The organism is Butyrivibrio sp. NATIVEDY162 (genome assembly GCF_045999815.1).
GTDB lineage: Bacteria > Bacillota > Clostridia > Lachnospirales > Lachnospiraceae > Butyrivibrio.
Genome location: NZ_CP172573.1, coordinates 2,110,910 through 2,126,562 on the forward strand (window position 1 = coordinate 2,110,910; position 15,653 = coordinate 2,126,562).

Below are 15,653 nucleotides of genomic sequence, written 5' to 3' on the forward strand. Positions count from 1 at the left end.
AGCAGTAATTATATTGTCGCATACATCACAGCCTTAATGGTGTGCATACGGTTTTCAGCCTCCTGGAATACGATGGACTGCTCTGATTCAAACACCTCATCGGTAACTTCCATCTCATTAAGGCCGAATTTTTCCTTTATCCTTTTGCCGATGCCTGTTCCAAGGTCATGAAAAGCCGGAAGACAATGCATAAATACTGCCTGATCTCCTGCATTTTTCATAATATCCCCAGTTACTGCATAGCTCCTAAGGTCATTAATTCTCTCTTCCCAGACTTCATCCGGCTCTCCCATGGAAACCCATACATCCGTTGAGATGACATCTGCTCCCTTAGTAGCCTCAATAGGATCTTCGCAAAAATCGATAACTGCGCCTGTCTTCTCAGCGATCTCTTTGCAGGTTTTTACAAGCTCATCATTTTGCCAGTATTTCTTGGGAGCACATGTTGTAAAGTGCATTCCCATCTTAGCAGATGCGACCATGAGCGAATTACCTGTGTTGTATCTGGCATCTCCCATATAAACCATGTGAATGCCCTTAAGCTTACCAAAATGCTCACGAATCGTAAGAAGGTCTGCAAGCATCTGTGTAGGATGAAACTCATTGGTAAGTCCGTTCCATACAGGCACCTTGGAGTACTTTGCAAGCTCCTCAACAATTGTCTGCTCAAATCCTCTATACTCAATTCCATCATACATACTTGAGAGAACACGGGCAGTATCTGCGATACTCTCCTTTTTGCCTATCTGTGAACCGGCAGGATCGAGGTAGGTTGAACCCATACCCAGGTCATGTGCAGCAACTTCGAATGAGCATCTGGTACGTGTGCTTGTCTTTTCAAAAATAAGAGCCACGTTTTTACCTCTATACTCATCGTGCAGAGTTCCATTTTTCTTTTTTGCCTTGAGCTCTGCCGCAAGGTCAAGAAGATACTCTATCTCTTCAGGTTCAAAATCAAGTAACTTAAGAAAATCTCTTCCATGCAAATTAACTGCCATGATCACCCTCCTGTAATAACTTTTCTCATTCATCAGTAAACTAAAACAGCCTGACTATGGAAAGTCCATAATCAGGCTATATTTTACCACAAAACTAATTTATATAATACCATTACCAGAATACATGTGCTCCGATAACCTGTCCATCATGTCCGCCGGCACGTCTGAAGTGAAGCGCTGTTCCACAGGTTGTCTCACCTGCTAGTGCTGCATTTGCAGCCTGTATACAGCTGTCAGGAATATTACCTGCATAAACTCTGTCAACAGAACCGTTAAGTGCAGGTGTGAACTGACCTGATGCATAGATAACACCAGAGATTGTTCCTGCATAAGCACTGCTCTTAACACGGTTCATAACTACGGCACCAACTGCTACCTTACCTTCGTAGGACTGGTTACCTGCTTCACAGTAGATAAGTGCTGCAAGAAGTCTTGCTTCATCAGTAGTAGCTGCAACTGCGCCTGTATTCTGTGTGAGCTTAGCCTTGGCAGCCTTAGCTTCTTCCTCAGCCTTGCGCTTAGCTTCTTCAGCCTCTCTGGCTTCGATAGCTGCTACAGTCTCACCTTCATCAATTCTGAAATCAGTATCAACGTAATCAGCCTGTACATATCCGGTCTCATCGTTATAATCAACCTGAATCCAACCGTTTCCAAGATCCTCGACCATATCTACAAAGCCGTCTTTTGTAATAACACCAAGTACATCTGCATCTTCACTTGCCTCTGCGCGGATACGCAGCGCCTCGCTCTTGGATGATACGAGCTGCACGCCAACTTCAGATGCAAGGTCTATAGCTTCATCATCAAAAAGGAGGTAATCGTCCTTAGCCCAGCCCACTACATCACCTGACTGAAGCTTAGTCCATCCGTCCTTCTGCTCAATAATCTTACCGCCACAATCTTTGTAAAGAACTCCGACCTTCTCTGAATTATCATCAGGTGAGATACGAATATTCATAACCTGAGACACATTAGCCATTACAAGGTTTGAGGATTCATCTTCATCAATATCATCCTCATCTATGTCTTCGTCATCCTCATCCCTTGCCTTATCATTTATATCCTGGGCAAAGTCATGAGCCTTTGCAACCTCTTCATCAGAGATCTCTGCAACTTCAGTAGGATTAAGAAGGTTACCTATTCCTACATCACTGCTGTTCAGTACATTTGTTGTTCTTGCCTGTACGGTTGTGCCATTGGAAGTTCCAAGTAAAATAGTCGCCATTGCGAATGCGAGAACTCCCTGCATTAACGTGCCTGCTTTCTTCATGCTTTTTTGCTTCCTTTTTAAGATTGTTACAATATGTTAAAACAAAAACCTTCGTTATTGTAACAAATGTATGTTATATTGTCAAATAATAAGCAAAATTATCGCAAAAAAGACTCCCAATAAACATGGGAGTCCTTGAAATATCTGACGTTAAAATATGTTGCGTTTTTTCGTTTGTTTATAATTACCCAAATATCGTTTCTTTTTATAAGCCGGTTTTACAATTCCTTGCTGCGCTCAGTAGCTGCCTGCACTGCGTCCATCACAATGCCTCTAAAGCCCATTTCTTCCATGACTTTCACAGCCTCGATAGTTGTACCTGCAGGTGAGCACACCATATCCTTGAGTTCACCCGGATGTTTTCCTGTCTCCAGGACCATCTTCGCACTGCCAAGTACTGCCTGAGCAGCAAATTCATAGGCTTGCTTCCTTGGCATTCCTCCAAGTACAGCAGCATCGGCCATTGCCTCTATGAAAAGGAACACATATGCAGGAGATGAGCCGCTTACGCCCGTTACAACGTCCATAAGGTTCTCTGTTACTACATTTGCAGTTCCGCAGCTTCTTAGTATCTCGAGAGCCATATTCAGATCGTCTTCTCCGCACAGATTGTTGGGGCATACCGCAGAGCAGCCTTCGCCCACAAGTGCAGGAGTGTTGGGCATTACTCTGATGATCTTAACAGGCTTTTCAAATTCATTTGAGATCCACTCAAGTGTTTTGCCTGCTGCAATGCTTATTACGAGCTTGCTGTCATTTACATCATCCATAATATCAGCTATTGCAACCTTAAGAAACTGGGGTTTTACTGCCAGAAGTATGATGTCAGCTTCCTTTGCTACATCTGAATTGTTATCCCTTGTCTGTATTCCGAATTTCTTTGCAGCACTCTCCCTTGCAGCCTCCATGGGGTCGGAACCTATAATGTCCTGCGGGTCAAATATTCCCTTGGATATTATCCCGCCCATCAGAGCCTTCGCCATATTACCAAGTCCGATAAATCCTATTGTCATACCTTACCTCCTTATTATTGCTTCACTCTTCTCTGTCTTGCAGCTTCAAATGTAAGTATTGCAGCAGAAGTTGCAGCATTCATAGACTCAACCTTCCCAAGCATAGGGATTAGGACATAGCCTGTGGCCGCATCTGCCGCTTCGTCTGTCAGTCCGTTACCTTCATTTCCTATAAGAAAAGCCGTTCCGTCACTATAATCTATCTCATCATAGTTCTTCTGTCCCTTAAGGTGAGCTGCATAGCTTATAATACCATGCTTTTCATGAAGTTCCTTTACAGTCTGCGGAATTGAGTCCGCATAAATAAACGGAACCCTGAAAATCGCACCCATTGTGGATCTGACTACCTTAGGGTTATATACGTCAGCCATATCACTGCTCATGATTATCCCGGTTACTCCTGCGCCTTCACCGGTTCTGAACATATTTCCAAGGTTGCCGGGATCCTGGATATTTTCCAGTATAAGGATAAGGGGTTTAGAGGCCTTATCATCGCCCGCCGGTGATCCTGTTATCACATCCTGCAGAGTCCATCTCTTTTGCTTAACAACAGCAATAACGCCCTGGGGAGTCTGTGTATCTGCCATTTTGCGCATAACATCATCAGATACTTCCTCGAAGCTTACTCCGTCATTTGAACGCATTCCTTCTATAATATTGTTATCCTCTGCGGAGATGTTTTTCAGAAAATGTGACGTAGCATAAACCTCTCTTATGAGGTCAGATGGAACTTCCCTTAGCATGCGGATTCCTTCGACGATGAAAACTCCGTCCTCACGTCTTGCCTTCGCCTTTTTCCCGTATTCAGCTATTTTCTTAACTCTGGAATTGTTAGTACTTGATATCATATATCCTCATTATTTATCAAAAAGCCTTCCCGCAATTGGGAAGGCTTCTATTCTCTTTATGCCCGTAGGGCTTTGGTTCTATTACAGTATCTTACTGATCTCGTACTGATACTCAGGGATGGACTTCTTCATTGCAAGAGCCTCATCAATATCATAGTCAACAAACTGACCGTTTCTGTATGCAACTACGCGGTTTGTCTTACCTGCTGTAAGGATATCTGCTGCATAGCATCCCATAAGAGAAGCATATACACGGTCCTTACATGTCGGGCTACCACCACGCTGCATGTAACCAAGGATAGATGCTCTGGTCTCAATACCTGTAGCAGCCTCGATACGGCGAGCCATTGAAGCTGAGTGTCCGATACCCTCTGCGTTAAGGATGATGTGGTGTGTCTTACCCTTCTTACGATTATCAATGATGTTATCGATAATTCTCTGCTCGTTGTAGTCGTATTTCTCAGGAAGAAGGATATCATCAGCACCGTTAGCGATTGCACACCAAAGTGCTATATATCCGGCACGACGTCCCATAACCTCAACAATACTTACACGCTCATGAGATGAAGATGTATCTCTGATCTTATCGATAGCATCCATAGCTGTGTTAATAGCTGTATCAAAACCGATTGTATAGTCGGTACATGCAATATCAAGGTCGATTGTTCCGGGAAGACCGATTGTATTGATACCCTGAGCTGAAAGCTTCTGAGCTCCTCTGTAGGATCCGTCACCACCGATAACTACCATGCCATCGATACCATGCTTTCTGCAGATCTCAGCGCCTCTCTTCTGACCTTCCTCAGTTGTGAACTCCATACATCTTGCAGTTCCAAGAATGGTACCGCCTCGCTGAATGATATCAGCAACGCTTCTGCGATCCATGTCGAAAATTTCTTCGTTAAGAAGTCCCATATAACCCTTCTTAACACCTTTAACCTTAAGTCCGTTTGCAAGAGCCTTACGAACAACCGCACGGATTGCGGCATTCATTCCGGGTGCATCGCCACCGCTTGTAAGGACTCCGATAGTTTTAATCTCTTTTGCCATAGCAGGTAATACCTCGTTATTGATAAATCTTTGTCACTTTTACGACTTATATATTAGCGCAAAATTCTGCAATCTGCAATTATGTAGTTCAGAAATTTAGTATCTTTTTATTCTTTAAACCACCCTTATATTTTCGGCCCCGAATTTCTCGGATAAAACTGTAAGAGTCTCATCACCGGCATTCACCTTAAGTGAAGCTGAGAGCTTTTTGATCTGCTTGGAATCCTTTAGGAAAACAGCTACAGTATCCTTCGCTCCCGGGCCCTTTACAGTGGACAAAAGTGTCTCTTCAAGGAGCTTTGCCTTTTTCTCATAGTCTTCTCTGTTTTCAAACTGAACCCAGAGTGTCCTTGGGATTTCATCAAAAAGCTGTATCTTTGAAGCTATGAGCTTGGCATCCTTGTCCTCTTCCGCGCTTACTCTGCCCTGTATGAACACCTTCGCATCATCGTTTAGGCGCCCGGTATTTCCCTCGTAGGTCTTGGGGAATACAATTACCTCAATACTTCCCACAAGGTCCTCCAATGTGATAAATGCCATCAGCTGATCTGTCTTGGTGTACTTGGTTTTCTTGTCTGCGATTATTCCGCCCACGGTTACTGTGGCATTGTCCTGCACGGCGGTTTCACCGGTCTCCTCATCAAGATAAAAATCTGTGGTCTTTGCGGTAATGTGCTTTTTCCAGAGTCCTTCGTACTCTTCAAGAGGGTGTCCCGATATGTAAACATCCAGAACCTCCTTCTCGAATTCAAGACGCATATCCTTTGGATATTCACCCACATCAGGAAGCTTTATCTCGAACTGCTCCTTAACTTCCTGGGGAGCAAAGTCAAACAGTGACATCTGTCCTGCGAAGCTGTTTTTATTTTTATCATGAAGCTGATCCAGCATTCTGCCATACACGCACATCATCTGTTTTCTGGTCCCGCCGAGGCTGTCCAGAGCGCCTGCTTTAATGAAGTTCTCAACTGCTCGCTTATTTATTTCGCCGTAGGGCTCCATCCTTGTAAGGAAGTCATTTATATTCCTGAACTTCCCTCCGATTTCTCTCTCCTTGACGATTGCCTCGATAACAGGTCTTCCGACTCCCTTTATTGAAGTAAGGGCGTATCGTATGGCCTTTCCTGCGGTCCTGTCATAAGATGCTCCCTGCTCATCAGTACCTGCTGTAGCCGTCTTCTCACTATCTGTCATTCTGGCAACTGAAAAACCGGAAAAGCCTTCATTAATGTCAGGCGGCATAATATCTATTCCCATATTTCTGCAGGTCATGATATATGAAGAAACTTTTCCCTGATTATCTATGACAGAAGTCATAAGCGCTGCCATGAACTCAACAGGATAGTAATATTTAAGCCATGCGGTCTGCATTGAGACAACCGCATAGCACGCTGCATGGGATTTGTTAAATGCATACTTTGCAAAGTCCATCATGGAATCATAGATTCTGTTTGCAACATCAGCTGATACGCCTATTGCTTTACAGCCGGGTACTCCTTCTTCCTCGTTGCCGTTTACGAAGTTTTCCCTCTCTACCTCCATGACATGCTGTTTCTTCTTACTCATGGCGCGGCGCACTTCATCAGCGCGGCCAAGTGTATAGCCGCCCATCTGCTGAACTATCTGCATAACCTGCTCCTGATAAACTATACATCCGTAGGTAGGAGCAAGGATTGATTCAAGCTGTGGTGCCTCGTAGGTGATGTTCTGGGCATCCTTTTTTCCCGCAATATATTTAGGTATAAAGTCCATTGGTCCGGGACGATACAGTGAGATTCCCGCTATGATATCCTCAAGAGACTGCGGCTTTAGTTCCTTCATGAAGGACTGCATTCCCGCACTTTCCAGCTGGAACACACCCTCCGCATGTCCGCTTCCTATGGCAACAAGGACCTTAGGATCGTCATAGTCGATCTTATCCATATCAATATAGCGAGGATCTCCCGGTTTTGCTCCTATGGACTCATTGGCAAATGCTGCTGCGTCCTTTATGACAGTAAGTGTTCGAAGCCCCAGGAAATCCATTTTGAGAAGTCCCAGCTCCTCAATTGTCGTCATGGTAAACTGCGTAGTGATGTTACCTTCCGCTGACCTTGACAGAGGAACCAGATCCTCAGCCGGCTTTTGGCAGATAACAACTCCCGCCGCATGTATCGAAGTGTGTCTGGGAAGTCCCTCCAGTTTTTTACACATATCTATCAAGTGCTTAACCTGAGGATCCGACTCATACATCCCTCGGAGCTCTGCATTCATATCCAGAGCTTTGGACAATGTAATATTGAGTTCATTCGGTATCATCTTTGCAAGGTTATCGCCGTAGCTGTAAGGAAGATCCAGCACTCTTGCCACATCCCTTATAACTCCCTTAGCCTGCAATGTACCAAAGGTAATTATCTGAACAACCTTATCAGCACCGTATTTTCGTGTAACATAGTCGATAACTTCCTGTCTTCTCTCATACTCGAAGTCCACGTCTATATCGGGCATGGACACACGTTCCGGATTAAGGAATCGTTCAAAGAGAAGGTCATACTTCACAGGGTCTATATTGGTGATATGTGTGCAGTACGACACGACAGAGCCTGCTGCCGAACCACGCCCGGGACCTACAGCAATGCCATTCTCCCTGCAGAAATTTATATAATCCCATACTATAAGGAAGTAGTCTACATACCCCATCCTCTTGATGACAGAAAGCTCATAATCAAGCTGCTTTTTGATAGTGCCATCATCTTCAGGATATCTCTCTTTTAATCCATCATCGCAGAGTTTGTTAAGATAGGTCCATGAATCATATCCCGGCGGAACATCGAAGTGAGGCAGTTTTGTCACGCCAAACTCTATCTCCACATTACACCTGTCAGCTATCTTCTGTGTATTATCGATAGCCTCCTGAGCATACGGGAAAAGAAGTCGCATCTCATCTTCGCTCTTTACATAGTACTGTCCGCCCTCGTATCTCATGCGGTCTTCATCAGACACCTTCTTGCCTGTCTGAATACAGAGAAGAAGGTCATGGGGCTCAGCATCCTCCGCGTAGGTATAGTGGCAGTCATTTGTGGCAACAAGCGGAATATCCAGCTCTTTGGACAAAGTAAGAAGGGCAGAATTCACCCTTGCCTGCTCCGGAATACCATGGTCCTGCATCTCCAGGAAAAAGTTGCCATGCCCAAAAATATCATCATATCTCCTGGCTGCTGCCCTGGCTTCATCCAGATCGCCCCTGGTTATAGCCTTAGGCACTTCACCCGCAAGGCAGGCAGAGAGGCATATTATTCCTTCATGAAACTCCTTTAGAAGTTCAAGGTCCACCCTGGGTTTATAGTAATATCCTTCAGTAAATCCGCGGCTTACTATATGCGAGAGATTCTCGTAGCCCTTGTTATTCTCTGCCAGAAGGACCAGGTGGTAGTACCTGTTTTCGTTTACTCCCGCTTCCTTCTCAAAGCGCGACCCGGGTGCAACATACACCTCGCACCCGATAATAGGCTTTATTCCTTCCTTTTTGGCAAGCTTGTAAAACTCAATAACTCCGTACATGACGCCGTGATCTGTTATAGCTCCGGCTGTCTGCCCAAGTTCCTTTATTCTCTTTACATAGTCCGCAACCTTATTGGACCCGTCCAGCAGGGAATATCCCGTATGGACATGTAAATGTGCAAATGACATGTTAACTCCTTATTTCAGCGCCTATTCCCCTACCTGCATTCTGTAATACTTGGCATATATTCCGTCATTTTCCAGAAGCTCCTTATGATTGCCCTTTTCCTGAATGCCATCAGAATCAAGGACAATTATCTCATCAGCATTCCTGATAGTGGAAAGTCTGTGCGCGATCGTGATCGTAGTTCTTCCAACGGCAAGTCTGTCAAGACTCTCCTGTATATATCTCTCTGATTCATTATCCAGTGCGCTTGTGGCCTCATCAAGTATCAGTATCGGCGGATTTTTGAGGAATACCCTTGCAATGGCAATTCTCTGCTTCTGTCCGCCGGACAGCCTCGCTCCGCGCTCACCTACAAGGGTATCGTACCCGTTGGGAAGTGATGAAATGAACTCATCAAGGTCAGCCTTTTTGGCAGCGTCTCTAATTTCTTCAAGACTCGCTCCCTGTTTGCCGTAGGCGATGTTCTCTCTTATGGTTCCATTAAAAAGATACACCTCTTGCTGTACGATACCAATGACACCTCTCAAAGATTTTTGAGTAAGTTCTCTGACATCTATTCCATCTATTTTCACAGAGCCCTTTGTAACATCATAAAATCTTGGAAGAAGCGAGCAAAGCGTTGACTTTCCTCCGCCTGAGGGGCCGACTATAGCAACCTTTTTTCCTGCATCAACATGGAGACTTATGTGATCAAGGACTCTCTCCTCATCGTCATCATATGCAAAGGACACGTTATCATAGTCAACATCACCCTTGCATTCTGACAGCTCCAACGCATCCGGTGCATCCACTATCTCAGGCACCACATCCATGACCTCGCGGAATCTCTGGAATCCCGCAGCGCCCTTTTGCAGCTGTTCCGTGAATTCAATGAGCACATTTACCGGCGCAATAAATACATTGATATAAAGTGCATATACCGCAAGGTCCTCCACGGACAGGCTTCCCTTGGCGATGAAATATCCTCCGGACACGATGACCGCTATATACATAAGGCCCTCGAAGAAATTGTTACCCGACTGAAACAGTGCCATGGTCAGGTAGTTTGCTTTCTTTGATTCAAGAAAGGCTTCGTTACTCTTATCAAACTTGGCTTTCTCAATGTCTTCACCCGTAAATGACTTAACGACTCTGATTCCGCCAAGGGTATCCTGAAGAGACGAATTGATTCCTGCTATCTTTTTCCTGTTGTCAAAAAATGTGCGTCTCATGATTCCGTTCTGATTATAGGAAAAGAAAGCCATACACACTACAACTGCTGCCAGGATAAGCGTCATCTGCACGTTCATGGTCATGAGTATTGTAAAAGATCCGATAAGCTTAACCACTGAAATGAATATGTTCTCCGGTCCGTGATGCGCAAGCTCTGATATATCAAACAGATCTGACACCAGCTTACTCATCATTTCGCCTGTATTATTCCTGTCATAATATGAAAATGAAAATCTCTCAAACTGCTCAAAGAGATCACTTCTCATCCCCGACTCCATGCGGGCTCCCATCATATGTCCCTGGTAAGTTACATAATGCTTACACAGAGCTCTCACCGTATACATTATTAAAAGCAGAACCGCAAGCTTTACAATGCCCGCGATTATCCTGTCCGGGCTCTCTAAAAACAGAGTCTGCCTAAGTATTCTTAAAAGCTGAGGAAAGATAAGATCAATAAGAGAAAGTATCGATGCTGCTACAAGATCAAGCAGAAATACTCCGATATAAGGTTTGTAATAAGGTATAAATTTTTTCAGTAAATCCATAGCCGGTCCATGCTCCCCTGATTAAAAGTCTGATCAGAATACAGCTTCGCTGCTCTGACCCCTATGTTGTATCATACCTTATTTTGGGCTACAATGAGAAGTGTAATGTTTCTTTTTTCTTATCATGAGGAGGAAGGTCATGTATATTGCAATGCACTGTATAACAGCTAACAATGATTTACAGGATGAGATATGCAAGTTCTACGGAATTCATTACGACAGCAGATATAAATCCTGCGTTATCTCAACAGATCACCAACACCACGATTTCGTTATGTCAATGACAGAAGCCGATTATCAGGACTTTTACAAGAAGATGCTTACTGCTCTTGCGGCAGATGGCGGTCATGTAGTCTCTATTGAAAACGCTCAGGTTTTCAGATGCAGGAAAAACGAGATACGCCACGGTGAAAACCAGAAATGTGACGTCAAAAGATTATAACCGGATTCCAAAAGTATCAAAGCCTTCTCCGCACAGTCGGGAGAAGGCATTTTTATTATTCCAGATTTTCAACAAAGTTTCCGAATATTCTAATGTCCGTAACTGTACACTGAAGAGCCTCTATGACGCGGTTCATTCCTTCGACCATCAAATCCCCGGTAAATTCCGCAAAGAACATGTACTGCCACTTCTCCTCGGGAATAGGTCTTGACTCGAGGCGCACCAGATTAAGTCCATAGATTCTGAAAACTGTAAGAGCTTCATGAAGCGCACCTGCCTTGTGCTCTGTTCTAAAGCTTATGCAGATCTTATCCCTTCCGCTTCTAAGCTCCATCATGGGAGATACCACAACAAACCTTGTGGTGTTACTTCTATTTGTATTTATGCCCTCTTTTATTATCTTAAGTCCGTATATCTCAGCTGCTCTTGATGAACATATGGCAGCCTTACTCCTATCTCCAAGCTCAGCCACCATTCGGGCGCTTCCTGCAGTATCTGCCTGAGGTACTCTCACCCAGTCTCTGTGCTCATTTAAAAACTGCTCGCACTGGAAAATTCCCTGCTCGTGCGAAAATACGGTTTTGATATCAGATATATCCGCATCAGGCAGAACCATCAGATTGTGCTTTACTCTGACAGTTGTTTCACCAACCATGTAGCACTCGTACTGAGCAAGAAGGTCATACACCTGTCTGATGGCTCCCGTCGAGGAATTCTCTATAGGAAGAACCGCATAGTCCGCTTCCCCTCTCTTAATTGCCTCGAAGGTATCCTCAAAATGCATCAGGCCTTCGCTGTTTACGCCTTTTCCGAAAAAGTCTATCGCTGCCATCTCGCTGTAGGCTCCGGGCTCTCCCTGATAAACCACCCTGGGGTTCTGAACAGGGTTTCTTACATTTTTAAGTGCGCTGTCCAGAAGCTCACAGGCACCATGGCTCTCTCCAAGTTTTCGCTCTACGCGCTCGCGAAGCTGTGTTATGTATTTTTCGTTGACAATCTGTATTTCTTCCATGTCGTCCTTTTTCCTTGTCACTGTTTCTCAGAGAGAACTTCCATCTTACTGACAATCTCTTCCACGTCCTTAAGGAGCTGTCTCTCTGCTTCCATAGTATTGTTGTTCTTTACATATTTATACAGAAAAAGAGAATATGATGCCGGCCTGAACTCTATCTTTCCGTCGCAGGCTGCTATGAAAACAGGAATATTCTCCGCCTTAAGTCTTGCATTGTTGTTCATCTTGATGGCAACTTCCCCGTTTCCGCCCTTTATCTCAAGTATGTATAAGCTGTGCGCTTTCTCTCTTACAAGTGAAATTCTTATGAGGTTATCAACCGACTCCGGTATATCTCCGAATCGGTCCTTCAGCTCATCTCTCATATCATCGCGATCACCCTCATTCTCGATTCCCGCGATGCGCTTATAGATTTCAAGCTTCTGTTCCTCATTAACAATATAATCATTTGGAATAAATGCGTCCACATCAAGATCTACGCTGGTTGAAAAATCTTCCAAAAGGGCATCCTTTTCTTCGCCCTTCTTTCTTCTGACAGCTTCTCCCAGCATCTTACAATACAAGTCGTACCCGACAGATGCCATATGTCCTGACTGACTCTTTCCAAGAAGGTTTCCTGCGCCTCTGATTTCAAGATCACGCATCGCTATCTTAAAGCCTGAACCCAGATCGGTGAATTCTCTTATAGCCGATAATCGTTTTTCCGCAACCTCACGCAGCATCTTGTTTCTCTTGTACATAAGAAAAGCGTAGGCAGTTCTGTTAGATCTTCCGACACGTCCTCTTAGCTGATAGAGCTGCGAAAGTCCCATTTTATCGGAATCATGGATTATCATCGTGTTGGCATTGGCGATATCAAGTCCTGTCTCGATAATAGTGGTTGATACCAGCACATTGATCTCACCATCTATAAAGTCATACATGATTCTCTCAAGCTCGGATTCCTTCATCTGTCCATGTGCAAAGGATACATTCACCTCAGGCACAAGCTTCTGGATCCTTGCTGCCACATCCGCGATGTCATTTACTCTGTTGTACACATAGTAAACCTGGCCGCCTCTTGCAACCTCTCTCGATATGGCTTCGCGCACCATCTCGTCGTTGTACTCACATACAAAGGTCTGAATAGGCTGTCTGTCCATTGGAGCTTCCTCAAGGACGCTCATATCTCTTATTCCCACAAGTGACATATGAAGTGTTCTTGGAATAGGCGTTGCGGACAAGGTCAGAACGTCCACATTTTCCTTGAGCTTTTTGATCTTTTCCTTGTGAGTTACTCCAAATCTCTGCTCCTCATCCACGATGAGAAGCCCCAGATCCTTGTAGACCACATCCTTTGATAAAAGTCTGTGAGTTCCTATTACTACGTCAACAAGACCTTTCTTTAGATCCTCCACCGTTTTCTTCTGTTCAGAAGCTGTGCGGAATCTTGACATCATATCAACCCTTACGGGGAAGTCTTTCATTCTCTCGGTAAAGGTATTGTAATGCTGCTGTGCAAGGATAGTTGTAGGCACTAAAATAGCAACCTGTTTTCCGTCCTGAACTGCCTTAAATGCCGCACGTATAGCAATCTCTGTCTTTCCAAAGCCCACGTCACCGCAGATAAGTCTGTCCATTATTCTGGCTGATTCCATGTCAGCTTTGGTGTCCGATATAGCGGTCAGCTGATCTTCTGTCTCATCAAAAGGAAATGCATCCTCAAACTCCTGCTGCCACACAGTATCCTTGCCAAACCGGTATCCGCTGCTGTTTTGTCTCTTGGCATAGAGCTCCACAAGGTCATCCGCTATCTCTTCAACAGCAGTCCTTACCTTGTTCTTCGTTCTCTTCCAGTCACCGGTTCCAAGCTTGTTAAGCTTAGGCTTTCTGGCCTTGCCGTCAGCGCCCGCATCACCGCTTGCATACTTCTGAATGACATTAAGTCCTGTTGCAAGGACATAGAGGTTACCGCCATCAGCATAGCTTATCTTTATGTAATCCCTGACAACATGATCAGTCTCAATCTTCTCTATTCCTTTATAAATTCCAAGTCCGTGATCCTCGTGGACAACGTAATCGCCAACAGTGAGGTCCGAAAATCCCGATATTTTCTCACCGCTGTATTTCGACTTTGAGCTCTTTCTCTTTTTCTTTTTGTGCTCTGTGAAAATATCGCTCTCTGAAATGACCGCAAATTTAAGGTCAGTGTACTCAAAACCTTTTAAGATTCTGCCGTAATAGGTCATTATCTCACCGGGCTGCAGCTCCCTCATGGGATTTTCACTATAAAAAGCTGTTACGCTCTGGTCCCTAAGATCCTCTACTATTCGCTTTGCCCTTGTTCTTGAGCCTGATAAAATAAGCACCTTGTAGCCGTTTTTAACAAAGCCCTTAAGGTCATGCACAAGAGACTCGAAGCTGTTGTTGTAAGGAGCGATACTTCTCGCATGTACCTCGAAGTGTACTTCAGGTTTAAACCTGTTTAGTCCCTCCGGAGCCTGGAGCGCTGATACCATTACACGCCTCGTGCTCTGCATCCTTGCAATGCACTCCTCTGCTGAATACAGAAGGTCCATCTGTGACGGAAGTGCATAACCATTCTCCGATCTGTGGATCATGCTCTCCCTGAACTCTGTCTCAACAGCAGAAGCGTGCTCCAGCACATGAAGGGGCTCATCTATGAAAATGCAGGATTTACCTGCAGGGAAAAGTTCCAAAAATGTCACGGTCTTTTCATAAAAATATCTGATATAGCTCTCCAGGTTGACCTCAAGTTCCAGCTCAGTCAGCTCTTCCTTTAGTTCCTCGAACGATGTCTTAATCCTGTGAGCTGCCTCTGTCTTAAATTCATCCCTGAGCTTTTGATAGACGAGCTTCATCTCGCTCTCCATCTTTTTTAGTCCCTGCTTTTTCTCATCATCTGTGAGAATTATCTCCGCTGCAGGGTATATCTCTATGGATTCAAGCTTATCAATAGAGCGCTGAGTCATGATGTCGAAGCTTCTGATGTTTTCAACTTCGTCACCCCAGAGCTCGATACGGTACGGGTTCTCCTCTGTGAGGTCAAACACATCTATAATGTCACCTCTCACGGAAAACTCACCAGGTGCTCCAACCTGATAAACTCTTGAATATCCTATCTGTGTCAGAGTCTTGGCGATCTGCCTCTCATCCACAGGTTTTCTCTTATCGATTTTTAAAATGTTGTTCTTTATGACATCAACCGGAATCTGTGGTGTCATAAGGCTTGAAAAGGTGGTGACAACAGTAACGGGTCTTCCTTCAATAAGGCGCCTTAAGCATTTTATTCTCTCTCTTACGATTTCATTGGAGTGAATATCCGCCTGATAAAAGATCAGATCCTTGGCAGGATAAACAGTGACATTGCGGTCGTAGAACCTGTAGTCCTCCACAATCTCCTTTACTCTGATATCGCTGTAGGTAACGATGATGCGATATTTATAATCCTGTGCAAGCGCACCTATCATATGGAGCTTTTGAGAATCCATACATCCTGATACCTCAGCGCATGCAAAAGGTTTTTCCAGATATTTATTCAGTTTTTGAAAAGCCTCCAACTCGAAAAGAGGCGCCTCTATAGCTCTCATACAGAC

General features: G+C 44.5%; 10 protein-coding genes. 1 reads left to right on the forward strand and 9 read right to left on the reverse strand.

The features are described from left to right. Positions 1 to 8 precede the first annotated feature (8 nt). The 7 genes from argF to ACHCNF_RS09230 all read right to left on the reverse strand — a co-directional run bounded on the left by argF (position 9) and on the right by ACHCNF_RS09230 (position 10,603). Positions 9 to 998 (reverse strand): ornithine carbamoyltransferase, encoded by a 990-nt coding sequence (gene argF / locus ACHCNF_RS09200; RefSeq protein ID WP_408069517.1) that lies wholly within the window; start codon positions 996 to 998, stop codon positions 9 to 11. 112 nt (positions 999 to 1,110) lie between these two features. After that, the gene (locus ACHCNF_RS09205) at positions 1,111 to 2,268 is read right to left on the reverse strand and encodes a cell wall hydrolase (RefSeq protein ID WP_408069518.1); all 1,158 of its coding nucleotides are present in this window, start codon (positions 2,266 to 2,268) and stop codon (positions 1,111 to 1,113) included. A gap of 218 nt (positions 2,269 to 2,486) precedes the next feature. Beyond that, positions 2,487 to 3,281, reverse strand: coding sequence for a pyrroline-5-carboxylate reductase (gene proC / locus ACHCNF_RS09210; protein ID WP_408069519.1), 795 nt, complete (start codon positions 3,279 to 3,281; stop codon positions 2,487 to 2,489). Positions 3,282 to 3,295: 14 nt separating this feature from the next. Then, on the reverse strand, positions 3,296 to 4,129 hold the full coding sequence (locus tag ACHCNF_RS09215) for a TrmH family RNA methyltransferase (RefSeq protein ID WP_408069520.1): 834 nt from the start codon (positions 4,127 to 4,129) through the stop codon (positions 3,296 to 3,298). An 81-nt stretch (positions 4,130 to 4,210) separates the two neighbouring features. After that, positions 4,211 to 5,179, reverse strand: a complete 969-nt coding sequence (pfkA, locus tag ACHCNF_RS09220) for a 6-phosphofructokinase (protein WP_408069521.1) — start codon at positions 5,177 to 5,179, stop codon at positions 4,211 to 4,213. Positions 5,180 to 5,293: 114 nt separating this feature from the next. Continuing rightward, on the reverse strand, positions 5,294 to 8,848 hold the full coding sequence (locus ACHCNF_RS09225) for a DNA polymerase III subunit alpha (RefSeq protein ID WP_408069522.1): 3,555 nt from the start codon (positions 8,846 to 8,848) through the stop codon (positions 5,294 to 5,296). 21 nt (positions 8,849 to 8,869) lie between these two features. Next, a complete protein-coding gene (locus ACHCNF_RS09230) occupies positions 8,870 to 10,603 on the reverse strand; it encodes an ABC transporter ATP-binding protein (protein WP_408069523.1) in 1,734 nt (577 codons plus the stop codon). A gap of 139 nt (positions 10,604 to 10,742) precedes the next feature. On the opposite strand from ACHCNF_RS09230, the gene ACHCNF_RS09235 reads away from it, so the two are divergent. Continuing rightward, on the forward strand, positions 10,743 to 11,045 hold the full coding sequence (locus ACHCNF_RS09235) for a hypothetical protein (protein ID WP_408069524.1): 303 nt from the start codon (positions 10,743 to 10,745) through the stop codon (positions 11,043 to 11,045). 55 nt (positions 11,046 to 11,100) lie between these two features. Here ACHCNF_RS09235 and ACHCNF_RS09240 read toward each other — a convergent pair whose 3' ends face one another. Both ACHCNF_RS09240 and mfd read right to left on the reverse strand, forming a co-directional pair. Next, on the reverse strand, positions 11,101 to 12,057 hold the full coding sequence (locus ACHCNF_RS09240) for a prephenate dehydratase (RefSeq protein WP_408069525.1): 957 nt from the start codon (positions 12,055 to 12,057) through the stop codon (positions 11,101 to 11,103). 17 nt (positions 12,058 to 12,074) lie between these two features. Further along, entirely contained in the window at positions 12,075 to 15,647 is a 3,573-nt protein-coding gene (gene mfd / locus ACHCNF_RS09245) for a transcription-repair coupling factor (RefSeq protein WP_408069526.1), read from the reverse strand. Positions 15,648 to 15,653: the final 6 nt, after the last annotated feature.

Excerpts from the sequence above, each read along its gene's own strand:
- ACHCNF_RS09235 (WP_408069524.1), top strand. The coding sequence starts at position 10,743 with ATGTATATTGCAATGCACTGTATAACAGCTAACAATGATTTACAGGAT.
- ACHCNF_RS09230 (WP_408069523.1), bottom strand. The coding sequence starts at position 10,603 with ATGGATTTACTGAAAAAATTTATACCTTATTACAAACCTTATATCGGA.
- pfkA (WP_408069521.1), bottom strand. The coding sequence starts at position 5,179 with ATGGCAAAAGAGATTAAAACTATCGGAGTCCTTACAAGCGGTGGCGAT.
- mfd (WP_408069526.1), bottom strand. The coding sequence starts at position 15,647 with ATGAGAGCTATAGAGGCGCCTCTTTTCGAGTTGGAGGCTTTTCAAAAA.
- proC (WP_408069519.1), bottom strand. The coding sequence starts at position 3,281 with ATGACAATAGGATTTATCGGACTTGGTAATATGGCGAAGGCTCTGATG.
- ACHCNF_RS09240 (WP_408069525.1), bottom strand. The coding sequence starts at position 12,057 with ATGGAAGAAATACAGATTGTCAACGAAAAATACATAACACAGCTTCGC.
- ACHCNF_RS09215 (WP_408069520.1), bottom strand. The coding sequence starts at position 4,129 with ATGATATCAAGTACTAACAATTCCAGAGTTAAGAAAATAGCTGAATAC.
- argF (WP_408069517.1), bottom strand. The coding sequence starts at position 998 with ATGGCAGTTAATTTGCATGGAAGAGATTTTCTTAAGTTACTTGATTTT.
- ACHCNF_RS09205 (WP_408069518.1), bottom strand. The coding sequence starts at position 2,268 with ATGAAGAAAGCAGGCACGTTAATGCAGGGAGTTCTCGCATTCGCAATG.
- ACHCNF_RS09225 (WP_408069522.1), bottom strand. The coding sequence starts at position 8,848 with ATGTCATTTGCACATTTACATGTCCATACGGGATATTCCCTGCTGGAC.